20 protein-coding genes are annotated in these 21,141 nt (G+C 62.4%); 13 read left to right on the top strand and 7 right to left on the bottom strand.

The annotated features are described in order from the left end of the window. Nucleotides 1–42: 42 nt before the first annotated feature. Nucleotides 43–1,437: a M23 family metallopeptidase gene (locus tag AKL28_RS19045; protein ID WP_050469746.1), complete on the bottom strand. Its 1,395-nt coding sequence runs from the start codon at nt 1,435–1,437 to the stop codon at nt 43–45. A gap of 246 nt (nt 1,438–1,683) precedes the next feature. On the opposite strand from AKL28_RS19045, the gene tyrS reads away from it, so the two are divergent. From tyrS to ruvC, 9 genes are all read left to right on the top strand, one after another. Continuing rightward, the gene (tyrS, locus tag AKL28_RS19040) at nt 1,684–2,943 is read left to right on the top strand and encodes a tyrosine--tRNA ligase (protein ID WP_050469743.1); all 1,260 of its coding nucleotides are present in this window, start codon (nt 1,684–1,686) and stop codon (nt 2,941–2,943) included. 12 nt (nt 2,944–2,955) lie between these two features. Then, nucleotides 2,956–3,414: a D-aminoacyl-tRNA deacylase gene (dtd, locus tag AKL28_RS19035; RefSeq protein ID WP_050469742.1), complete on the top strand. Its 459-nt coding sequence runs from the start codon at nt 2,956–2,958 to the stop codon at nt 3,412–3,414. Between the two features lie 242 nt (nt 3,415–3,656). Further along, on the top strand, nt 3,657–4,298 hold the full coding sequence (locus AKL28_RS19030) for a YbhB/YbcL family Raf kinase inhibitor-like protein (protein WP_050469740.1): 642 nt from the start codon (nt 3,657–3,659) through the stop codon (nt 4,296–4,298). A gap of 37 nt (nt 4,299–4,335) precedes the next feature. Beyond that, complete coding sequence (locus AKL28_RS19025; RefSeq protein ID WP_050469739.1) at nt 4,336–4,980, top strand: histidine phosphatase family protein; 645 nt, start codon at nt 4,336–4,338, stop codon at nt 4,978–4,980. A 350-nt stretch (nt 4,981–5,330) separates the two neighbouring features. After that, the gene (gene dusB / locus AKL28_RS19020; protein ID WP_050469738.1) at nt 5,331–6,347 is read left to right on the top strand and encodes a tRNA dihydrouridine synthase DusB; all 1,017 of its coding nucleotides are present in this window, start codon (nt 5,331–5,333) and stop codon (nt 6,345–6,347) included. Between the two features lie 182 nt (nt 6,348–6,529). Next, the gene (locus AKL28_RS19015) at nt 6,530–6,763 is read left to right on the top strand and encodes a Fis family transcriptional regulator (RefSeq protein WP_008117471.1); all 234 of its coding nucleotides are present in this window, start codon (nt 6,530–6,532) and stop codon (nt 6,761–6,763) included. Between the two features lie 92 nt (nt 6,764–6,855). Further along, nucleotides 6,856–8,427, top strand: coding sequence for a bifunctional phosphoribosylaminoimidazolecarboxamide formyltransferase/IMP cyclohydrolase (gene purH / locus AKL28_RS19010; protein WP_050469736.1), 1,572 nt, complete (start codon nt 6,856–6,858; stop codon nt 8,425–8,427). Nucleotides 8,428–8,550: 123 nt separating this feature from the next. Continuing rightward, on the top strand, nt 8,551–9,201 hold the full coding sequence (gene yfcF, locus AKL28_RS19005) for a glutathione transferase (protein ID WP_050469735.1): 651 nt from the start codon (nt 8,551–8,553) through the stop codon (nt 9,199–9,201). A gap of 28 nt (nt 9,202–9,229) precedes the next feature. Next, complete coding sequence (gene ruvC, locus AKL28_RS19000) at nt 9,230–9,772, top strand: crossover junction endodeoxyribonuclease RuvC (protein WP_050469734.1); 543 nt, start codon at nt 9,230–9,232, stop codon at nt 9,770–9,772. A 71-nt stretch (nt 9,773–9,843) separates the two neighbouring features. Here the strand turns inward: ruvC and AKL28_RS18995 are convergent, their stop codons facing one another. Together AKL28_RS18995 and AKL28_RS18990 are read right to left on the bottom strand one after the other, a co-directional pair. After that, nucleotides 9,844–10,809 carry a flagellar brake protein gene (locus AKL28_RS18995; RefSeq protein ID WP_050469732.1) on the bottom strand — a complete coding sequence of 322 codons (966 nt, stop codon included), beginning with the start codon at nt 10,807–10,809 and terminating at the stop codon, nt 9,844–9,846. A 127-nt stretch (nt 10,810–10,936) separates the two neighbouring features. After that, on the bottom strand, nt 10,937–11,884 hold the full coding sequence (locus AKL28_RS18990) for a DUF808 domain-containing protein (protein ID WP_050469731.1): 948 nt from the start codon (nt 11,882–11,884) through the stop codon (nt 10,937–10,939). A gap of 120 nt (nt 11,885–12,004) precedes the next feature. Here AKL28_RS18990 and ruvA point away from each other — a divergent pair, with 120 nt between their 5' ends. Then, nucleotides 12,005–12,583, top strand: a complete 579-nt coding sequence (ruvA, locus tag AKL28_RS18985; protein ID WP_050469730.1) for a Holliday junction branch migration protein RuvA — start codon at nt 12,005–12,007, stop codon at nt 12,581–12,583. A 15-nt stretch (nt 12,584–12,598) separates the two neighbouring features. Next, nucleotides 12,599–13,654 carry a Holliday junction branch migration DNA helicase RuvB gene (ruvB, locus tag AKL28_RS18980; RefSeq protein WP_050469729.1) on the top strand — a complete coding sequence of 352 codons (1,056 nt, stop codon included), beginning with the start codon at nt 12,599–12,601 and terminating at the stop codon, nt 13,652–13,654. A gap of 18 nt (nt 13,655–13,672) precedes the next feature. On the opposite strand, the gene AKL28_RS18975 is transcribed toward ruvB, so the two are convergent. Next, nucleotides 13,673–14,812: a branched-chain amino acid ABC transporter substrate-binding protein gene (locus AKL28_RS18975; RefSeq protein WP_050469728.1), complete on the bottom strand. Its 1,140-nt coding sequence runs from the start codon at nt 14,810–14,812 to the stop codon at nt 13,673–13,675. Between the two features lie 245 nt (nt 14,813–15,057). Here AKL28_RS18975 and AKL28_RS18970 point away from each other — a divergent pair, with 245 nt between their 5' ends. Continuing rightward, complete coding sequence (locus AKL28_RS18970) at nt 15,058–15,900, top strand: 2-keto-4-pentenoate hydratase (protein WP_174525379.1); 843 nt, start codon at nt 15,058–15,060, stop codon at nt 15,898–15,900. A gap of 48 nt (nt 15,901–15,948) precedes the next feature. Then, entirely contained in the window at nt 15,949–16,404 is a 456-nt protein-coding gene (locus AKL28_RS18965) for a YaiI/YqxD family protein (RefSeq protein ID WP_050469726.1), read from the top strand. An 82-nt stretch (nt 16,405–16,486) separates the two neighbouring features. On the opposite strand, the gene AKL28_RS18960 is transcribed toward AKL28_RS18965, so the two are convergent. From AKL28_RS18960 to AKL28_RS18950, 3 genes are all read right to left on the bottom strand, one after another. After that, the gene (locus AKL28_RS18960) at nt 16,487–16,909 is read right to left on the bottom strand and encodes a DUF2147 domain-containing protein (RefSeq protein ID WP_231602512.1); all 423 of its coding nucleotides are present in this window, start codon (nt 16,907–16,909) and stop codon (nt 16,487–16,489) included. 274 nt (nt 16,910–17,183) lie between these two features. After that, nucleotides 17,184–19,994, bottom strand: coding sequence for a valine--tRNA ligase (locus AKL28_RS18955; RefSeq protein WP_050469724.1), 2,811 nt, complete (start codon nt 19,992–19,994; stop codon nt 17,184–17,186). Between the two features lie 31 nt (nt 19,995–20,025). Next, nucleotides 20,026–20,964, bottom strand: coding sequence for a LysR substrate-binding domain-containing protein (locus AKL28_RS18950; protein WP_050469723.1), 939 nt, complete (start codon nt 20,962–20,964; stop codon nt 20,026–20,028). Between the last annotated feature and the right edge of the window lie 177 nt (nt 20,965–21,141).

The raw sequence follows: 21,141 nt of genomic DNA, 5'->3' as shown, positions 1-21,141 counted from the left end.
GATTCTACAGCGACCGCCCTTGCAGAGGATAGGCCGGCAGGCTTACTTCGAGGCCAGCTTCACGTCTGGCGCGCCGGGTACGCGTAGCATCGCCATGCGGTGCTGCATCTCGGCCGCGACGGTGCGGAAGTTCTTCAACTGCGGACCGGTCAGCGCCTGGTTGTTGGGCACATCCACCGACAGCGGATTGCGCGGCTGGTTGTTGACGCGGAACTCATAGTGCAGGTGCGGGCCGGTGGCCCAACCGGTCATGCCGACATAGCCGATCACATCGCTCTGGCTGATCTTCATGCCTTTCTTGATGCCGGCAGCGAAGCGGCTCATGTGGCCGTAGGCGGTGGAGTAGCCGCTCCAGTGCTTGATCACCACGATGTTGCCGTAGCCGTTCTGCTGGCCGACGAAGTCGACCACGCCGTCGGCCGCCGCATGGATGGGGGTGCCGGTGGGTGCGGCGAAATCGACGCCGGTGTGCTGCTTCCATTTGCCCAGGATCGGGTGCAGGCGCATCGAGAAGCCCGAGGAGATACGGGTGAAGGCCAGCGGCGACTTCAGGAAGGCTTTCTTGAGCGATTTGCCGTCGAAGGCGTAGTAGCCGCCACCGCCGCCCTTGTTGCCCGGGTCATTGAACCAGACTGCCTGGTAACGGTTGCCGGCATTGTCGAACTCGCCGGCCAGCACGCGGCCGGTGCGCACCGGTTCGCCGTTCTGCCAGAAGGTTTCATAGACCACGTTGAAACGGTCGCCGCGGCGCAGGTCGGCGGCGAAGTTGATGTTGGTGGCGAACATGTCGACCAGCTGCAGGGCCACGGCGTCGGGGATCTGGGCGGTATCGGTGGCGGCGAACAGGGAAGAGAAGATGATCCCGGAACGCATTTCGACGCGGCGCTCGAGCGTGGCCGGTACGGCATCGGCCTTGAAGTGGTCGCCCTCGCGCGAAATCACCAGATTGCGCAGGGTATCGCTGCCGTCATCCAGCGTGGCGGAGAGCCTGACCAGTTCGCCGTTCTCGTCGGTCTGGGCCACCACGCGCTTGCCCGCGCGCAACTGCATGACCGAGCGCGCCAGGGTATCGGACTTGATGAAGTTGGCGGCATCTTCGTCGTCCACGCCCAGGCGGTTCAGGAGAGTGGCCAGCGTATCGCCGGTGCGCACCTTCTCTTCGTTGACGTAATACTGTGCGTTTTCTTCCAGTGCGCTGATCTGTTGTTGCAAATCAGGCAAGGCCAGTTCCTTGGAGATCGGGTTGACCGGCGCGTCCTTCATGTCCGGCTCGGCCGGGGCGAAACCGGCGGCGCCGATCGTGAACGCGGCCAAGAACAACGCGCTGGCGCCGACGATGCGGGCCTTAGGCGAGGAACCTGAAATTTTGTGGTGGCAGGAATGGAGGGCGGAGATGCATCGGGACGTGACGCGCTTGAATTTATCTTGTGGGAACATGCAATACGTTAAAATCTGATGTTCTGTTCCGGATAACCGCGTCCAGTGGCTTGCGCAGCGTTACTGTCCCCCCGCCGCTTGAGCCGCCGTATTGTGCCCGCGAAACATCCCGAACAGATGTGAATGCACTTTCTGCTGACTGAGCTCTGAGGCCGCATCGAGGCGCTCAGCAGAAAAACGAAAATCGGATTATAGCAATACGATTTCGCAGCACTGTCCTACAAAGCCTATTTTTTAGTTATATCGATGAACGCAGACCAGTCTACCTCCGCCGCCCAAGCCGCTCCCGGCTCATCCTTGCCGCTCTCCGATCAAGTCCGCGAGGCGATGGCGATCGCCAAGCGCGGCGTCGACGAGTTGCTGATCGAAAGCGAATTCGCGCAGAAGCTGGCGCGTTCCGAGCAAAGCGGCCAGCCGTTGCGCATCAAGCTGGGCCTGGACCCGACTGCGCCCGACCTGCACCTGGGCCACACGGTGGTCCTCAACAAGATGCGCCAGTTGCAGAACCTGGGCCACCAGGTGATCTTCCTGATCGGCGACTTCACTTCGATGATCGGCGACCCGTCCGGCCGCAATGCGACCCGCCCGCCGCTCACGCGCGAGCAGATCGAGGTCAACGCCAAGACCTATTTCGCCCAGGCCAGCCTGGTGCTGGATCCGGCCAGGACCGAGATCCGCTACAACTCCGAATGGTGCGACCCGCTGGGCAGCCGCGGCATGATCCAGCTGGCTTCGCGCTACACCGTGGCGCGCATGATGGAGCGCGACGACTTCACCAAACGTTTCAAGGAAGGCACGCCGATCTCGGTGCACGAGTTCCTCTACCCGCTGATGCAGGGCTACGACTCGGTGGCGCTCAAGTCCGACCTCGAGCTGGGCGGCACCGACCAGAAGTTCAACCTGCTGGTCGGCCGCGAGTTGCAAAAGGATTACGGGCAGGAGCCGCAGTGCATCCTGACCATGCCGCTGCTGGAAGGCCTGGACGGCGTGGAAAAGATGTCCAAGTCCAAGGGCAACTACATCGGCATCACCGAACCGGCCAACACCATGTTCGCCAAGGTGATGAGCATTTCCGACGTGATGATGTGGCGCTACTACGACCTGCTGTCGTTCCGTTCGATTGCCGAAGTCGCCGCCTTCAAGGCCGAGGTCGAAGCCGGCAAGAACCCGCGCGACATCAAGGTTGCGCTGGCGCAAGAGATCGTGGCCCGTTTCCATTCGCCGCAGGCCGCCGTCGATGCGCTGGCCGATTTCGTCAACCGTTCCAAGGGCGGCATCCCGGACGACATCCCGGAAGTCGCCTTGTCGGGTGCACCGCTGGGTATTGGGCAGTTGCTCAAGCAAGCAAACCTGTGCGCCTCCACTTCGGAAGCCTTGCGCATGGTGGAGCAGGGCGGTGTGCGCATCGACGGCGCGGTGGTCAGCGACAAGGGCCTGAAAGTTGATGCAGGGCAGTTCGTGGTGCAGGTCGGCAAGCGCAAATTCGCGCGCGTCACACTCGCGTAAGCGCGGCGCGGCATGATCGCCCTGTTGCAACGAGTCAGCCAGGCGGCTGTCGTAGTGGATGGAGAAACCATCGGCGCGATTGGTACCGGCCTGATGGTGCTGGTGTGCGCCGAGCGCAACGACACCGTAGCCGAAGCCGATGTGCTGTTGGGCAAGCTGCTGGCCTATCGCGTATTCGCCGATGAGGCCGGCAAGATGAATCGCAGTGTTGCCGACGTGCAAGGCGACCTTTTGCTGGTGCCGCAGTTCACGTTGGCGGCCGATACCAATTCCGGCACGCGGCCGTCCTTCACGCCGGCCGCAACGCCCGATGTCGGCCGGCAGTTGTTCGATCATTTTGTCGGTCAGGTGCACGCCCGGCATGGCGCCGGCCATGTGGGTACAGGCCGCTTCGGCGCCGACATGAAAGTGTCGCTGACCAATGACGGCCCGGTAACGTTCTGGTTGCAGGTCAAGCCCAAGGGGGCTTAAGAACCTGTTCAATGTCTCGGCGGGAGTTGGCCCGATGTCATTTCAGGATGGGATGCAAGGCGCAAAACGCAGGCGGGCCAATTGGCCCGGCGAGGCTTTGCAACGCCGCAGACCGCTTGAAAGGGCATTGGGACAAACCCGACGAGACGTTGAGCAGGTTCTAAGGATTGAAGCTGCCGTGTCCATCCCCATCTCGTCAGGGTATGGCGTTTGAACCCGGCCCATTTTTCTGAGGAGGTCACATGAAATTCTGGAGCGATTCTTTCAAGGACGGAGCAACCATCCCCGGTGAATTCGCATTCGCCGTGGCCGACCCCAAGACCCATGTCGCGCTGTCGAGCAACCGTAATCCACACTTGGCCTGGAGCGAGCTGCCGGCCGGCACCAAGTCGCTGGCATTGGTGGTGCATGACCCCGACGTGCCTTCGCGCGGCGACGACGTCAACCAGGAAGGCAAGACCGTGCCGCTGGATTTGCCGCGGGTCGATTTTTACCATTGGACCCTGGTCGATATCCCTCCAACCGTCACGCAAATCAAGGCCGGACAGTTCAGCAACGGCGTGACCGCGCGCGGCAAGCCGGGACCGGCGGTGCTGGGCGATACCATGCCCGGCGCACGCCAGGGCCTCAACGATTACACCGGCTGGTTCGCCGGCGATGGCGACATGCGCGGTGACTATTTCGGTTACGACGGCCCCTGCCCACCGTGGAATGACGCGCTGGTGCATCGCTATATCTTCACGCTGTACGCGCTGGATGTAGCGCAGCTGCCGCTGACCGGCAATCTGGATGGGGCGGTGGTGGTGACGGCACTGCGTGATCATGTGCTGGAGCAGGCATCGATCCAGGGCCTGTATTGGCTCAATCCATCTGCGGCCAGGTAAGCACCACTCCTTCAATAAACAAAGATGGCACTACCGCATGACTGAAATACTGCTGATCCGCCACGGCGAAACCGATTGGAACGTCGACAAGCGCCTGCAAGGCCATATCGACATTCCCCTGAACGAAGCCGGCCAGCGCCAGGTGCTGGCATTGGGAGCAGCGCTGGCCGGCGAGGGTATCGACGCCGTTTTCGCCAGCGACCTCCAGCGTGCGCGCGCCACCGCCCAGGCGGTGGCCGATGTGGCGGGACTGCCGGTGGCGATCGACGCCGGGCTGCGCGAGCGCTGCTATGGCGCTTTCGAGGGCCTGCGCCATCCGGACATCGAGGAAAAATATCCGGAGGCCTATCACGTCTGGAAGGCGCGCGAACCCGACGCCCGCTATCCGGCCGGCGAACGCCAGGCCGAAACCATGCGCGAGTTCTACCAGCGTTCGGTCGATGCCGTGCAGCGCGTTATCGGCGGCGGCAAGTATCGCAAGGTCGCCATCGTCACCCACGGCGGCGTGCTTGAATGCATCCATCACTGGGCCAGCGGCACCGAATTCGCACAGCCGCGCACCTTCGACATTTTCAATGCCAGCGTGAACCGGCTGCATTGGGACGGCGAACGCGCCCGCATCCGTTCCTGGGGCGAGATCGATCACCTCAACCGTGAGACGCTGGACGAAGTCGACCGCTGAAACCGGCGCAGGAAACAATAAACCGGGCGACCGCAAGGCCGTCGTATCCGCGCAGGCGGTACGACGGTCTTATTGTTTGGGTAAAGATGCACAGGCATGGTGTGCCGCTTTTTTAAGCACCGTTCGCATCAATTTGCGTGCTGAAAAACGCCGTTGCAGGAAGCTTCTGCGATATCCGCAAAAGATTTCCAATGGCGTAAATTGGCGTTTGGGCAATAAGTTGACGCTGCTTAATAAATGAACAGCCGCAAATCCCGGTGCAGAGATGTAACGATGGCCGAATGTAGTTGGGCATGGCCTGCAATCGCGCTAAAATAGCGCCCTTCCCCGCTTTTCCCCCAATCCGATTCGTGAACATTGGACCGTATTCCTTGCGAAACAACGTGTTCGTCGCTCCCATGGCAGGTGTGACTGACCGTCCTTTCCGCCAGCTGTGCAAACAGCTGGGCGCGGGATACGCCGTGTCCGAGATGGCCGCTTCCGACCCGCGGCTGTGGCAAAGCGAGAAAACTTCACGCCGCATCAACCACGATGGCGAGATGGAGCCCAAGGCGGTGCAGATCGCCGGCGCCGATCCCGCCATGCTGGCCGACTGCGCGAAGTACAACGTCGAGCGCGGCGCCCAGATCATCGACATCAACATGGGCTGCCCGGTCAAGAAGGTCTGCAACAGCTGGTGCGGTTCGGCCCTGCTGCAGGACGAAGAACTGGTGGCCCGCATCCTCGATGCGGTAGTGGGTGCGGTCGATGTGCCGGTGACGCTGAAGTTCCGTACCGGCTGGGACCGTGTCAACAAGAACGCGCTGAAGATCGCCGCGCTGGCCGAGCGGAGCGGCATCGCCATGCTGACGCTGCACGGCCGTACCCGCGCCGACGGCTACAGCGGCGACGCCGAATACGACACCATCGCGGCAGTCAAGGCGGCGGTGAAGATTCCGGTGGTGGCCAACGGCGACATCACCTCGCCGGAAAAGGCGCGCGAGGTATTGCGCCTGACCGGCGCCGACGCCGTCATGGTCGGCCGCGCCGCCCAGGGGCGGCCGTGGATCTTCCGCGAGATCGACCATTTCCTGCGTACCGGCGACTACCTGCCGGCGCCGCTGGTGACGGAAGTCGAGCAATTGATGGACGAGCATTTGCAGGCGCATTACGCGTTCTACGGCGACTACCTCGGCGTACGCACGGCGCGCAAGCATATCGGATGGTATGTGCGCGACTTGCCCGGCGGCGAGGATTTCCGGCGCGGCATGAACCGCATCGAGGACTGCGCAGAACAGCTCGACGCGGTGCGCAATTTCTTCGCGGGGCAGGCGGCCTACGGCGAGCGGTTACAATACGGCTTCACCGAAGAGCCGCTTGCAGCCTGAGTTTTTTGGGCGTCGAGGGAAGTCTCTTCCCGCATGCAATGTCAGTGAAACGAATCGGATGCGCAGGACGCGCAAATTGATCAACAGCACGGTATCGCTGCAAACAAACCAGTCCACGGGGGACGCGACATCATGTTGCGTGCGGCCGCGGCGGTGCCGATAAAAACAGAAGCAACAAAGCAATGAGCAAAGAAAGCATTGAGGACGTCGTCAAGAAGAGCCTGGAAAAATATTTCCGGGACCTGGGCGAACAACTGCCAACCAACGTCTACGACATGGTCTTGTCGACGGTCGAAAAGCCGGTCTTCGAGACCGTGATGGCGCGCGCCGAAGGCAACCAGTCGCAGGCCGCTGAAATCCTCGGCATCAACCGCAACACGCTGCGCAAGAAATTGCAGCAGCACGGACTGCTCTGACCGGCGGGCCGACGCCGTGTGCGCCGGCCTGGCCAACTTATTCCTTCAACGGTTTTTCAGGTTTCCATCTTCCTTTTCCAGTCTTGCCTACCATGATCAAACAAGCACTCATTTCCGTATCCGACAAGGCAGGCGTGCTCGAATTCGCGCGCGCGCTGTCCGCCATGGGCGTCAACATCCTGTCCACCGGCGGCACCGCCAAGCTGCTGGCCGACAACGGCCTGAAGGTCACCGAAGTGGCCGATTACACCGGTTTCCCGGAAATGCTGGATGGCCGCGTCAAGACGCTGCATCCGAAGGTGCACGGCGGCATCCTGGCGCGCCGCGATTTCCCCGAGCATGTGGCCGCGCTGGAAAAGCACGCCATCCCGACCATCGACATGGTGGTGGTGAACCTGTATCCGTTCCAGCAGACCGTGGCCAAAGAAGCGTGCTCGCTGGAAGACGCGATCGAGAACATCGACATCGGCGGCCCGGCCATGCTGCGTTCCTCGGCCAAGAACCACAAGGACGTGGTGGTCATCTGCGATCCGACCGACTATGACGGCGTACTGGCCGACCTGAAAGCCAACGGCGACCTGCCGTATGAGAAGCGCTTCGCGCTGGCCAAGAAGGTGTTTGCCCATACCGCGCAATACGACGGCGCCATCACCAACTATTTCACCTCGCTGGGCGAAGACAAGCAGCACGCCACCCGCAGCGCCTATCCGGAAACCCTGAACCTGCACTTTGAAAAAGTGCAGGACATGCGCTACGGCGAGAACCCGCACCAGAGCGCGGCGTTCTACCGCGACGTCAAGAAGGTCGACGGCGCGCTGGCCAACTACACCCAGCTGCAAGGCAAGGAACTGTCGTTCAACAACATCGCCGACGCCGACGCCGCGTGGGAATGCGTGAAGACCTTCGACGCCGCCGAAACGGCCGCCTGCGTCATCATCAAGCACGCCAACCCCTGCGGCGTGGCGGTTGGCGCCAATCCGCTGGAGTCGTACAGCAAGGCCTTGCAGACCGACCCAACCTCGGCTTTCGGCGGCATCATTGCCTTCAACCGTCCGCTGGATGGCGCGGCTGCCGAAGCAGTGGCCAAGCAGTTCGTCGAAGTGCTGATCGCACCGTCCTTCTCGGATGAGGCCAAGAAGATCTTCGCCGCCAAGCAGAACGTGCGCCTGCTGGAAATCCCGCTCGGCAACGGCCTGAACGCCTACGACTTCAAGCGCGTCGGCGGCGGCCTGCTGGTGCAGTCGCCCGACGCCAAGAACGTGCTGCTGTCGGAAGTGAAGGTGGTCAGCAAGCTGCAGCCGACCCCGCAGCAATTGCAAGACCTGATGTTCGCCTGGCGCGTGGCCAAGTTCGTCAAGTCCAACGCCATCGTGTTCTGCGGTAATGGCATGACACTGGGCGTAGGCGCCGGCCAGATGAGCCGCATCGACTCCGCGCGCATTGCTTCGATCAAGGCGCAGAATGCCGGCCTGACCCTGGCCGGCTCGGCCGTGGCGTCGGATGCATTCTTCCCGTTCCGCGATGGCCTGGACGTGGTGGTAGATGCCGGTGCGACCTGTGTGATCCACCCGGGCGGCTCCATGCGCGACCAGGAAGTGATCGATGCTGCAGACGAGCGCGGCGTGGTGATGTTGCTGACCGGTACACGTCACTTCCGCCACTGATCTGCAGGCGGCAATGGCATGAAAACGCCCGGCGCTGCCGGGCGTTTTGCTTTAATGTGTCGATGGTTCCGGACTACATTCGCGTGAATAGATTCCAGGGCCGGACAATCAGGGAGAAACCACTTGAACACACCGCAATTGCAACTCTACGTCGACGCCCAGTTCATCAGCCCTTACGCCATGTCGGCCTTCGTCACGCTGACCGAGAAGGGCTTGCCGTTCGAGTTGCTGGCGATCGACCTCGCCACGCGCCAGAACCAGGGCGCCGGTTACGCCAGTGTGTCGCTGACGCGGCGTGTGCCGACCTTGTCGGACGGTGAGTTCCACTTGGCCGAGTCGACCGCGATTTCCGAATACCTGGAAGACCGCTTTCCCGCGCCGGCGCACCGCGCGGTGTATCCGGCCGATGTCCGCCAGCGGGCCAAGGCGCGCGAAGTGCAGGCCTGGCTGCGCAGCGACCTGATGCCGATACGCCAGGAACGGCCTACTGAAGTGGTGTTCTATGGCGAGGGTTTCGCCCCCTTGTCGGCTGCGGCGAAGGCGGCGGCCGACAAGCTCACGGCTGCGGCGCAAACGCTGCTGGCCGGCAAGGACAACCTGTTTGGCGAATGGTGCATCGCCGACACCGACCTGGCAGTGATGCTCAACCGCCTGGCGCTGCATGGCGATCCGTTGCCGGAGCCGTTGCAGCAGTACGCCAAGCGCCAATGGCAGCGTCCCTCGGTGCAGCAATGGGTGCGCCAGGCGCAGGCGCTGAAGGCGGCTACGCCGTAATCGAGCGGCGATCGGTTAGACTTGCAGCATGAAGATCCTCGGCATCGACCCTGGCTTGCGCACCACCGGTTTCGGTGTGATCCACAAGCAGGGCAACAAGCTTTCCTATATCGCATCGGGCACCATCAAGACGCCTGACGGCGATCTGCCGCAACGGCTCAAGGTAATCCTGAGCAGCGTCTCCGAAGTGGTGCGCACGTATGCACCCGACTGCGCGGCGATTGAAAAGGTGTTCGTCAACGTCAACCCGCAGTCCACTTTGCTGTTGGGGCAGGCTCGCGGGGCGGCGATTTGCGCGCTGGTCGGCGCCGACCTGGCGGTGGCCGAATACACCGCATTGCAGGTCAAGCAAGCCGTGGCCGGCCACGGCCGGGCACAGAAAGCGCAGGTGCAGGAAATGGTGGCGCGCTTGCTGCAGCTGCCGGGTTTGCCCGGCACCGATGCTGCCGATGCGCTGGGGGTGGCAATCTGCCATGCGCATGGCGGTGATGTGCTGGCGAATCTGGGTGCGCTGGCGCCGAGGCTGGCGAAGAAGGGCTTGCGCATGCGCGGCGGCCGGCTGGTGGGGTGAAACTGCAGCAGGCAGGCTGGCGTATTCCTGTGCCAGCACCGCCGTCGCCAGCCATCAAACGCAAGCCGGGATCAATCCAGTTCCGCCAATTTCTGATGCACAAATGCCGATAAAATCAGGCGATCGGTTACGGATACATCGACGAACTCGAAACCGTGCCTGATTTCTTCCTGTCCGTTGCCATTGGCGTTGTCGGCAGGGTTGCGTTCAACCGAGCGCAGGATCATTTCCAGGTTCAGATATTTATCTTCGCCGGCCACATGCACCTTGAATTTAAGGCGCCCGCGCACGCCCTTCTTGGCCAATGTCTGCGTCATCACACCGGATGCGCCACCCATGCTCAGGTCGGTCAGCGTTGCTGCGGCCGAATGTGCGTCATCCAGCGAAACGGAGGCCACCAGGTTGATCTTGGCCCGCGCGCCTTGCCGGATCACTGCGCATCTCACTTCCCTGGGATAGGAAAGATGCAGATACGCGTGCGGTGAATGCTGATACTTCAACGCTGCCGCCGTGAATGCATAAGCGCGCCTGCCGGAAAAGACGCGCACCACGAAACTCTGCCCTTCGCGGACAAAAATATATTTGCCGTCCTGCATCGGCGCCGTCACCAGCACGCTTTTATTCTTGATGTGGCCGATCAGGCTGACGCCGTAACGCACGCCCGGGCTTTCCTGCAACTGCAACGACAAGACCTCGCCGATCTGCCAGCGCACTTCATCCATGCCGACCACGGTTTCCTGGGTCGATGATGCAGCGGCCGGCTTGGGGGCAGGCGCATCGGACACGCGCGCGGCTTTGACCGGCTCGCTCGGGCGCGTTGGGGTTCCGGCGGCTGCCGGCGGCCGGGCGCTCCATTTTTCATTGCGGAACAGGCCTTGTTGAACCAAGCCGTCGAGCTGATTCTGGCTTTCAACGAGATTGCCCCGGGCCAGCAACAATTCGCCGCTGTCGTTGTAAATCGACCAGGGCACCGGCTGCCCCAGCGTCAACTCCGCCGCACGTATCGGCACCAATGAAACAGAATCGGAATCCGCCATACCCTTCCCCCAGAATTTTATTTTTGGACTGCAGAAAACGAGGTAATTGCATTGCCTGTTGTAGGCCCCTCCATGGTACAGGAAAGACATGATTGGGCGATTACGGCGTTATTTACCGAGGGGCTATTTATTGCCCGGACTTTTTCATCCAGGCAAGCATGCGCTTGACTGCTTCTACTGCCAGCAACACCATGCCTCCCGCCACTACCCCGAACAAGGCATTGAGCACCGCAGGCGCCAGCGCCGCTAGCACGCCGCCAACGGCCGGTATGCCGGCGATGGCCGCGGCTGCCGATTCGATGCCGTGGTGGGCGAACGGCAAGCCGTGCGTCAGGATGCCGCCGCCCACCATGAACATGGCCACGGTGCCGATCACCGACAGGCTGCGCATCATGGCCGGCGCCGCCGCCAGGATGGCGCGTCCCAGTTTTTCCTTGATGCGGCCCACCGTGCCGGCGCCGGCCGTGCGCAGCAGGTAGAGTCCGCCATCGTCGAGTTTCACGATGGCCGCGACGATGCCGTACACCCCCACCGTCATGATCAGCGCAATGCCGACCAGCACCGTCACCTGCTGCTGCAGCGGCGCGCCGGCTACGGTGCCCAGGGTGATGGCGATGATTTCGGCCGAGAGGATGAAGTCGGTGCGTACGGCGCCCTTGATCTTGTCCTGTTCATAGGCCACCGGATCGATATCGGCGGTTGCGCCGGTGGTCTCGTGGCCTTCCTCGCCTGCGCCGTGCGGCAGGTATTTATGCGCCAGCTTTTCGAAACCTTCGAAGCACAGGAAGGCGCCGCCCAGCATCAGCAGCGGCGTCACCGCCCACGGGATGAAGGCGCTGATGGCCAGCGCCGCCGGCACCAGGATCGCCTTGTTCTTCAGCGAGCCCCGCGCCACCGCCCACACCACCGGCAGTTCGCGCTCGGCCTTCACGCCGCTTACCTGCTGGGCGTTCAGGGCGAGGTCATCGCCCAGCACGCCGGCGGTTTTCTTGGCCGCGACCTTGGTCATCACGGAAACGTCGTCCAATACCGAGGCGATATCGTCGATCAGTGCGAAGAAGCTGCTGCCTGCCATGCTTGTCCTTTTTATATGCGGTTCGGCGGGTGTCGCCGGATGAGGCGGGATACTGTTTATCCAGACAGTACTGTATCATTCGGGCTTATCGTTGATACCAACGCCCAACACATCCACGCCATGATCGGTCGCCTCTCCGGAACCCTGTTCGAAAAAAATCCCCCGAATCTGCTGGTCGACTGCAATGGCGTCGGCTATGAGGTTGCGGTGCCGATGAGCACCTTCTACAACTTGCCCGCGCTGGGCGACAAGGTGGTGCTGCTGACCCACCTCGCCATCCGCGAGGATGCGCATATCCTGTTCGGGTTCGGGACCGCCGAGGAGCGCAACACGTTCAAGGAGCTGATCAAGATTTCCGGCGTCGGCGCGCGCACCGCGCTGGCGATCCTGTCGGGCATGTCGGTGGCCGACCTGGCGCAAGCGGTGACGCTGCAGGAAGCGGGGCGCCTGACCCGGGTGCCCGGCATCGGCAAGAAAACCGCCGAGCGCCTGCTGCTTGAATTGAAGGGCAAGCTCGGCGCCGACCTCGGCGTGGCCGGCGGCGTGGTGCATTCCGATGCCTCGACCGATATCCTTAACGCGCTCCTGGCGCTGGGCTATTCCGACAAGGAAGCAGGGCTGGCGATGAAGCAGGTACCCAAGGACGCCAGCGTGTCCGACGGTATCAAGCACGCGCTCAAGGCCTTGTCCAAGGCATAAGGGGAGGGCAGGCGCATGAGCATCCAGACCGACGACTTTTCCGAACAGCGCATCATTGCCGCCACCCCGGCTTCGGCCAACGAGGAGGCCATCGAGCGCGCCCTGCGCCCCAAGCAGCTCGACGAATACGTCGGCCAGGAAAAAGTGCGCAGCCAGCTGGAGATTTTCATCGCCGCCGCGCGCGGCCGCAACGAGGCGCTCGACCATACCTTGCTGTTCGGCCCGCCCGGCTTGGGCAAGACCACCATGGCGCACATCATCGCGCGCGAGATGGGCGTGAACCTGCGCCAGACTTCCGGCCCGGTGCTGGAACGCGCCGGCGACCTGGCGGCGCTCCTGACCAACCTCGAAGCCAACGACGTCCTGTTCATCGACGAGATCCACCGCCTGTCGCCGGTGGTGGAGGAAATCCTCTACCCGGCGCTGGAGGATTACCAGATCGACATCATGATTGGCGAAGGTCCGGCGGCGCGTTCGGTGCGGCTGGACCTGCAGCCGTTCACGCTGGTCGGCGCCACTACCCGCGCCGGCATGCTGACCAATCCGCTGCGCGACCGCTTCGGCATCGTCGCCCGGCTGGAGTTCTACACGCCACCGGAACTGGCGCGCATCGTCACGCGCAGCGCCGGCCTGCTCAACGCCCCCATTGTCGAGGACGGTGCGCTGGAAATCGCCAAGCGCAGCCGCGGCACCCCGCGTATTGCCAACCGCTTGCTGCGCCGCGTGCGCGACTACGCCGAGGTCAAGGGACGCGGCGAGATCACGCGCGAGATGGCCGATGCGGCGCTGGTGATGCTGGATGTCGACCCGGTCGGCTTCGACCTGATGGACCGCAAGCTGCTCGAAGCCGTGCTGTTCAAGTTCAGCGGCGGCCCGGTCGGGCTGGACAACCTGGCGGCCGCCATCGGCGAAGAGCGCGACACCATCGAGGACGTGCTGGAACCCTACCTGATCCAGCAAGGCTACCTGCAGCGCACCCCGCGCGGGCGCATCGCCACCCCGGCGGCTTACCAGCACTTCGGCGTCACCGCGCCGCGTACCAGCCCCAACGGCGACCTGTGGGGCGGTTGAACTGCAGGCCCGCCTTCTTCATTTGCCGCCAAAGGTCTTGAACGGTACCCACGCGCCCTTTTGTACGCGGTACAAGGTATAGACCGGTTGCCGCAAGTTGCCTTCCGCGTCGAACGCGATGTTGCCGGTCACTCCCTTGTACTGCAGCTTGCGCATGGCAGCGGTAATGGCATCAGGCTCCAGCGAGTTGGCTTGCAGGATGGCGGCAATGAGCGCGCTGGTGGCGTCATACGCAAATACCGTGAACGGACCGTCTTCGGTGATGCCGGCAGCGGCAAATTCCTTCTGCAGTTTTTTCCATGCGGGCAGTTGTTCCAGGGCCGGGCCGGGTTCCATCGCCATGGTGCCGTCGGCGGCGTCGCCCGCCATGGCCAGGAAGGTCGGACTGACCGTTCCACCCGAAGCCAGCAGGGTGGCGCTGACGCCGAGCCGCTTCATGCTGCGCGCAAATTCTCCGCTTTGATTGACGCGTACGCTGAGGAAGATGAGATCGGCGTTGCTGTCCTTGGCGATGCGCAGCACCGAATTGAAATCCGAGGTCTTGCTGCTCACGCTGCTGCGGTTGACGATGTTGCCCTTGTTGGCCGTCACCGTCGCACTGAACTGGTCTGCCAGCCCGATGCCGAACTGGCTGCCGTCATCGATCACCATGATGCGCCTGGCTTTGAGTTCGTTGACCACATAGGCGCCGAGGAAGGCGCCGCCGGCGTCGTCATGGCCCATGATGCGAAACGTGGTCTGGAACCCGAGTTGGGTGAGCTTGTGCGAAGTCGAGGCCGGCGACACGTGCGTCATGCCGGCCTGGTGGTAGACCGGAGCGGCGGCAATGCTGCAGGTGGAAGTCCAATGGCCGATGACGCCGACGACACCGCTGTGGATCAGGTATTGGGCTACCAGCGGCGCAGTGCGGGCGTCACCCTTGTCATCCTGGGACAGTATCTGGAAGCTGACTTTGCGGCCGCCGATCTGAGGCGCGTGCGTATTGGCCTGTTCCGCCGCCAAGCGTGCTGCATCGAGGGCGGCACGCACGCGCACTTCCGACAGCGGCCCGGCAAAACCTATTTTCACTTCATGCACGCCTTCTTGCGCGTGGCCGGGGGCGCCGATGCAAACGGCAAGAATGGAAAAAGAGAGAAGCAGGCAGCGTAGCGACTTCATGGTCGTCCCCTTTCTACACGGCAAGGAGCGTCGGCGCTTTAATGTTGGCAGAGCGCCAACTGGCTGGGCCCCCAATTTTCCCAGCGAAGGAAGGCTTCCATTTTGCTAATTTCTTTAATTTTTATGCAAGCAAAACCTCAGCGGAGCCGTGAAATACTTTTACGCGCACTTTAATTTCACTTGTGCAAATATTAATCGTCATTGACAATGGATAGCTATTCACTATCTTTCGATGTGAGCCTGTCATGCTAATGTCGAGTCAAGCTAGCCGCTATGCGCATCAACTGCTCGATGCGCGGGCCAACTCGAAGCAAATCCCCCTGATCTCCAAGAACGAGCCGCTCTCGCTCGAGGATGCCTACGACATCGCCTACCGCATCCGCAACATCCGCGTGGCGCAAGGCGAGCAGCCGGTCGGACGCAAGATCGGATTTTCGGTGCGCAAGTCCTGGTCGCGCTACGGCGTTACCGACGACACCCGCACGCCGATCTGGGCGCCGGTGTTCGACACTACCGTGCGCTTTGCGGAAGACAACCATGGCACGCAATCGCTGGCCGGCGCAGTGCAGCCGCGCATCGAGCCCGAGATCGTCTTCAAGCTGGGCAAGACGCCGGCGCCCAACGCCACACTGGACGAGCTGGCCGATTGCCTGGAATGGATGGCGCACGGTTTCGAAATCGTGGTGTGCCCCTTCGCCAACTGGGAGTTCACGGTAGCCGATTCGATCGCCGCCTTTGGCTTGCACGGCACGCTGATCATCGGCGAACCGCATGTGCTGTCCTTCGGCACGCGCCACCATCTGCCGCAGATCTTGGCCGGCGCCACCGTCTCGCTGTCGTGCAACACCAAGTCGTCCAGCGTGCTGCGCGCCGCCGGCTTCTGCAACGACGAGATGGACAGCCCCTTGCACGCCCTGTGGCACCTGCACCAGCTGCTGCAGAAGCAGTCGCAGTTCCGCCAGCTGCAGGCCGGCGAGATCATCACTACCGGCACCTGGACCGATGCCCTGCCGATCGAGCCGGGGCAGACCTGGGTCACGGCGTTTTCCGGTGTTACCCTGCCAGGGCTGACCGTCTCCTTCGTTTGAATATAGCGCCAGGGCTCCACATCGCTGCTTCCGCGGCAGGTTTTCTCCATGCAGATCTGGGTTGATGCCGACGCCTGTCCGGGCGTCATCAAGGACATGCTGTTCCGCGTAGCGGACCGCACCGGCATCGTCGTGACCCTGGTGGCCAACCGCGGGCTGCGTACGCCACCCTCGCGCTTCATCAAATCCATCGTAGTGCCGGCCGGTTTCGATGTGGCCGACCGCGAGATCGTCAAGCTGGTGCAGGCCGGCGACCTGGTCATCACCGCCGACATCCCGCTGGCGGCCGATGTCGTCGCCAAAGGCGGCGTGGCGCTCAATCCGCGTGGCGAGCTTTATACCGCCGACAACATCCGCCACCACCTGAGCATGCGCAATTTCATGGAAGAATTGCGCAGCAGCGGCATGGAAACCGGCGGCCCGGCCGCCTTCAGCCAGGGCGACAGCCGCGCATTCGCGCGTGAGCTTGACCGGTACGTGCAGAAATCCCAGGCCGGACGCTGAAGAGACCGCATCCTCAAAAAAAACGGCAACGAATTTTTCGTTGCCGTTTGCGTTTGCGGCGCCATCCAAGATGCCGCCGTGCTTACTCCTCGCGCACCCAGGTTTGCGTGCGCCCCAGCATCGGCAAACCAATGTAGCCGCGTACGTTGAGCTTCTTGCCGTCTTCGACCACCGTCAGCTTGCTCTTGTAGATCTTGCCGTTGGCCGGGTCGAGGATCTGGCCGCCGCTGTATTCGTTGCCGTCCTTCTTCAGCCCGGAGAGGATGGTCATGCCGATGACGGGCTGGTCCTTCAGGTCGCCTTCGCACTTTGCGCAGACCGGGTTCTGGTCTTCTTCCGGCGCGCGGAACAGTTTCTCGATCTTGCCCGACAGTTCTCCATTGTTTTCAGTGATGCGGATCAGCGCCTTGGGTTTGCCGGTGGCGTCGTCGATGTTTTTCCACAGGCCGACAGGGGAGCCGTCGGCCCACGCGCAAGCGGATGCCAGCAAGCCGGCCATCAGCATGCCGGCAGCGGCGATGCGGGAAAGGGAGGAGGGGAAAGCCTTGGTATTCATGGTTGTCTCCGGTCGATATTTTCAATTAAAAAGCACGGTTGTTCTAATTTTTGTCGACTCAGTGTAGTCAAGCAGGACGCGCAGGGCAAGCAATAAAAATAGCACGGCAAGCTTGTTGCTCCGGATAAACCAGGCACGGCGATGCAATGATCGGGAAAGGCAAAAATAAAAGCCGCCGTCCAGTAAAGGACGACGGCTTTTTCTCTGCTGGGCAGGTCGAAACTTACTTCAGCTTCGCCAACTGTTCCTGCAGCTTCTCCACCGTGGCAGTGAAGGTTGCCAGGCGTTCCTTCTCCTGTGCCACCACGGCTTCCGGCGCACGCGCCACGAAGCTTTCGTTGGACAGCTTGCCGTTGGCCTTGGCGATCTCGCCGCTCAGGCGGGCGATTTCCTTGCCCAGGCGCTCGCGCTCGGCCGCCACGTCGATTTCCACCTTCAGCATCAGCTTGATGCTGCCGACGATGGCCACCGGCGCCGGGGATTCCGGCAGTTGCGCGACCACCTGCGTTTCCGACAGGCGCACCAGGCCCTGCAGGTAAGGCAGGAAGGACTGCACCGACGAGGCGTCGGCGGCTTCCACGATCAGCGGCACGCGCAGCGACGGCGCCAGTTGCATCTCGCCGCGCAGATTGCGGCAGGCGTCGGTCAGCGCGCGGAACTGCGCCATCCAGGCTTCCGCTTCCGCATCGATCTTCTCCAGGTCGGGCTGCGGATACTTCTGGCGCATGATGGAGTCGCCGGCCGGATCGGGCTTGCGGTCCGTCATCGGCGCTACGGTCTGCCACAACTGCTCGGTGATGAAAGGCAGCACCGGATGCGCCAGTCGCAGGATCACTTCCAGCACGCGCAGCAGGGTGCGGCGGGTGGCGCGCTGCTGCGCCTCGTTGCCAGTCTGGATCTGCGCCTTGGCCATTTCCAGGTACCAGTCGCAGTACTCGTCCCACACGAACTTGTAGATTGCGGAAGCGATGTTGTCGAAGCGGTAGTCGGCGAAACCCTTCTCGACTTCGGCCTCGGTACGCTGCAAGAGCGACACGATCCAGCGGTCGGCCTGCGAGAACTGCAGGTAGGTCTTGTCGCACACGCCCTTTTCATGGCCGTCGAAACCGCAGTCCTGGCCTTCAGTGTTCATCAGCACGAAGCGGGTGGCGTTCCACAGCTTGTTGCAGAAGTTGCGGTAGCCTTCGCAGCGGTTCAGGTCGAAGTTGATGTTGCGGCCCAGGGTCGCCAGCGAGGCGAAGGTGAAGCGCAGCGCATCGGTGCCGAAGGCCGGGATGCCGTCGACGAATTCCTTGCGGGTCGCCTTCTCGATGCTGGCTGCCTGCTTCGGGTTCATCAGGCCGGTGGTGCGCTTGGCCACCAGGTCATCCACGCCGATGCCGTCGATCAGGTCGATCGGGTCCAGCGTATTGCCCTTGGACTTGGACATCTTCTGGCCGCTGCCGTCGCGCACCAGGCCGTGCATGTAGACGGTATCAAACGGTACTTTCCCGGTGAAGTGCGTGGTCATCATCACCATGCGCGCGACCCAGAAGAAAATGATGTCGAAGCCGGTCACCAGCACCGACGACGGCAGGAAGCGCTTGTAGTCCGGCGTTTCTTCCGGCCAGCCCAGCGAGGAAAACGGAACCAGCGCGGCGGAGAACCAGGTGTCCAGTACATCTGCGTCGCGCTTGACGGCGCGGCCGCCGGCTTGCGCCTTGGCTTCTTCTTCGGTGCGGGCGACATAGATGCCGCCGTCCTCGTCGTACCAAGCCGGGATCTGGTGGCCCCACCACAACTGGCGGGAGATACACCAGTCCTGAATGTTGTTCAACCACTGGTTGTAGGTATTGGTCCAGTTCTCGGGCACGAACTTGATTTCGCCGGAGGCAACCTTCTCCAGCGCGGTCTCGGCGATCGACTTGCCGGGGAAGTAAGTACCTTCCGGTGCCGGCTTGCTCATCGCTACGAACCACTGGTCGGTCAACATCGGCTCGATCACCACCCCGGTACGGTCGCCGCGCGGCACCATCAGTTTGTGCGGCTTGACCGATTCCAGCAGGCCCAGTGCATCGAGGTCGGCCACGATCTGCTTGCGCGCTTCGAAGCGATCCAGACCCTGGTACTTTTCTGGCGCATTTTCGTTGATCTTGGCGTCCAGTGTGAACACGCTGATCTTGTCCAGATTGTGGCGCGTGCCGACCTGATAGTCGTTGAAATCGTGCGCCGGGGTAATCTTCACGCAGCCGGTGCCGAATTCCTTGTCGACGTATTCATCCTTGATGATGGGAATCTCGCGGCCAACCAGCGGCAGCTTGAGCATCTTGCCCACCAGCGCGGCATAGCGCTCGTCGGTTGGATCAACCGCCACGGCGACGTCGCCCAGCATGGTTTCCGGGCGGGTAGTGGCAACCGTGATGGTGCCGCTGCCGTCGGCCAGCGGGTACTGGATGTGCCACATCGAGCCGTCTTCCTCTTCCGACACCACTTCCAGGTCGGACACCGCGGTGCCCAGCACCGGGTCCCAGTTGACCAGGCGCTTGCCGCGGTAGATCAGGCCCTGCTCATACAGGCGTACGAACACTTCGATCACGGCCTTGGACATCTTCGGGTCCATCGTGAAGTATTCACGATCCCAGTCGGCCGAGGCGCCCATGCGGCGCATCTGGCCGGTGATGGTGGAGCCGGATTTTTCCTTCCACTCCCACACCTTCTCGACGAACTTCTCGCGGCCGAGGTCATGGCGCGAAATCTTTTGCGCATCGAGCTGGCGCTCCACCACGATCTGGGTCGCGATACCGGCGTGGTCGGTACCGGGAATCCAGGCGGTGTTGTAGCCGCGCATGCGGTAGTAGCGCGTCAGGCCGTCCATGATGGTCTGGTTGAACGCGTGGCCCATGTGCAGCGTGCCGGTGACGTTCGGCGGCGGCAACTGGATGGAGAACGACGGCTTCCCGGCGTCGGTGGTGGCGGCAAAGTAACCGCGCTTTTCCCACTCCTCGCGCCAGAATTTTTCAATCTCGGCAGGCTCGAAAGACTTGGCTAATTCCATGATTTGACGTGTGTTTTTGCGAAACCGTCCATTATAAGGGAGGAGGGCCCGGCAGTGGCGGTCTGGCGCGGCCGGCGGGCTCTTGCCGCTCGGCATCGACCTGTTGCCCCATCCACCCGGTAAACCGCTTCACCTTCGGCCATTTCCCATGCGTGGCCGGATATACCAGATGGTGGGCATGCACCCGAATGCTCTTGCGGTCGGCGAACAGCGGTACCAGCCGCCCTTCATCCAGCAAGCCCTTGGCCAGCCAGGCACTGTCCAGCGCGACCCCCAGCCCTTGCACCGCGGCTTCGATGGCGAGATAGGCACGGTCGAAGCTCAGCGCGTAGTGGCTGGGGCTGACATCGATCCCGTGCGCGGCGAACCATTGCGGCCATTGCACCAGGTTCACTTCCGAGAAGATCAGGCTTTCCTGCAGCAGCTGCTGCGGGTTGCGCAGTTGCAGCCGTTCGGCCATGGCCGGGCTGACCATGGGCATGATTTCCTCGGTGAAGATGGTTTCCACATGCAGGTCGGCCCAGCGCACCGCACCGTAGCGGATGTCGAGGTCGATCTCTCCGCGCGAAAAGTCCGAATGCATGTGCGAGGCCGACAGCCGGATGCGGATGTCGGGATGCTCGCGCATGAACTGCGGCAGGCGCGGCATCAGCCACAGGCTGGCGAAGCTGGGCGAGGCATGCACCCGCAACACTTCGATGCCGTCGTCGGCGCGCGCGCTCTGGGCGGCGCTGGCGATCAGCGCCAGCGCACCCGATAGCGTCTGCTGGTAGCGCTCGCCGGCGGGTGTGAGCACCACGCCGCGCGAGGTGCGTTCGAACAGTTTCAGGCCGACGAAATGTTCCAGGTTGCTGATCTGGTGGCTGACCGCCGACGGCGTCAGGTTCAATTCTTCGGCGGCCTTGCTGATGTTGGCGTGCCGGGCCACGACTTCGAAGGCGATCACGGCCTTCAGCGGGGGCAGGTGCATGGTGTCTCCCTGTGCGGCTTTGTTGTCTTGTTATGAAAATAATTCAAAGCGGTTTGAGGGATTCTAGCTTGCTGGTGGTTTTGGCGGATGAAATACTGCCTCCGCTGCTCCAGCCATCGAAGAAATCTAAGGCAGCGCTGAATAAGTCCCCCGCGATGTGGCGCGCCCCGGATTGGG

The sequence above is a fragment of the Herbaspirillum chlorophenolicum genome, from assembly GCF_001189955.1.
Lineage (GTDB): Bacteria > Pseudomonadota > Gammaproteobacteria > Burkholderiales > Burkholderiaceae_D > Herbaspirillum > Herbaspirillum chlorophenolicum.
Note: the sequence above shows the minus strand (reverse complement) of the source record. Positions and strands in the feature narration are given on the sequence as shown.

Excerpts from the sequence above, each read along its gene's own strand:
- AKL28_RS19045 (WP_050469746.1), bottom strand. The coding sequence starts at position 1,437 with ATGTTCCCACAAGATAAATTCAAGCGCGTCACGTCCCGATGCATCTCC.
- tyrS (WP_050469743.1), top strand. The coding sequence starts at position 1,684 with ATGAACGCAGACCAGTCTACCTCCGCCGCCCAAGCCGCTCCCGGCTCA.
- dtd (WP_050469742.1), top strand. The coding sequence starts at position 2,956 with ATGATCGCCCTGTTGCAACGAGTCAGCCAGGCGGCTGTCGTAGTGGAT.
- AKL28_RS19030 (WP_050469740.1), top strand. The coding sequence starts at position 3,657 with ATGAAATTCTGGAGCGATTCTTTCAAGGACGGAGCAACCATCCCCGGT.
- AKL28_RS19025 (WP_050469739.1), top strand. The coding sequence starts at position 4,336 with ATGACTGAAATACTGCTGATCCGCCACGGCGAAACCGATTGGAACGTC.
- AKL28_RS19015 (WP_008117471.1), top strand. The coding sequence starts at position 6,530 with ATGAGCAAAGAAAGCATTGAGGACGTCGTCAAGAAGAGCCTGGAAAAA.
- purH (WP_050469736.1), top strand. The coding sequence starts at position 6,856 with ATGATCAAACAAGCACTCATTTCCGTATCCGACAAGGCAGGCGTGCTC.
- ruvC (WP_050469734.1), top strand. The coding sequence starts at position 9,230 with ATGAAGATCCTCGGCATCGACCCTGGCTTGCGCACCACCGGTTTCGGT.
- AKL28_RS18995 (WP_050469732.1), bottom strand. The coding sequence starts at position 10,809 with ATGGCGGATTCCGATTCTGTTTCATTGGTGCCGATACGTGCGGCGGAG.
- AKL28_RS18990 (WP_050469731.1), bottom strand. The coding sequence starts at position 11,884 with ATGGCAGGCAGCAGCTTCTTCGCACTGATCGACGATATCGCCTCGGTA.
- ruvA (WP_050469730.1), top strand. The coding sequence starts at position 12,005 with ATGATCGGTCGCCTCTCCGGAACCCTGTTCGAAAAAAATCCCCCGAAT.
- ruvB (WP_050469729.1), top strand. The coding sequence starts at position 12,599 with ATGAGCATCCAGACCGACGACTTTTCCGAACAGCGCATCATTGCCGCC.
- AKL28_RS18975 (WP_050469728.1), bottom strand. The coding sequence starts at position 14,812 with ATGAAGTCGCTACGCTGCCTGCTTCTCTCTTTTTCCATTCTTGCCGTT.
- AKL28_RS18970 (WP_174525379.1), top strand. The coding sequence starts at position 15,058 with ATGCTAATGTCGAGTCAAGCTAGCCGCTATGCGCATCAACTGCTCGAT.
- AKL28_RS18965 (WP_050469726.1), top strand. The coding sequence starts at position 15,949 with ATGCAGATCTGGGTTGATGCCGACGCCTGTCCGGGCGTCATCAAGGAC.
- AKL28_RS18960 (WP_231602512.1), bottom strand. The coding sequence starts at position 16,909 with ATGCTGATGGCCGGCTTGCTGGCATCCGCTTGCGCGTGGGCCGACGGC.
- AKL28_RS18955 (WP_050469724.1), bottom strand. The coding sequence starts at position 19,994 with ATGGAATTAGCCAAGTCTTTCGAGCCTGCCGAGATTGAAAAATTCTGG.
- AKL28_RS18950 (WP_050469723.1), bottom strand. The coding sequence starts at position 20,964 with ATGCACCTGCCCCCGCTGAAGGCCGTGATCGCCTTCGAAGTCGTGGCC.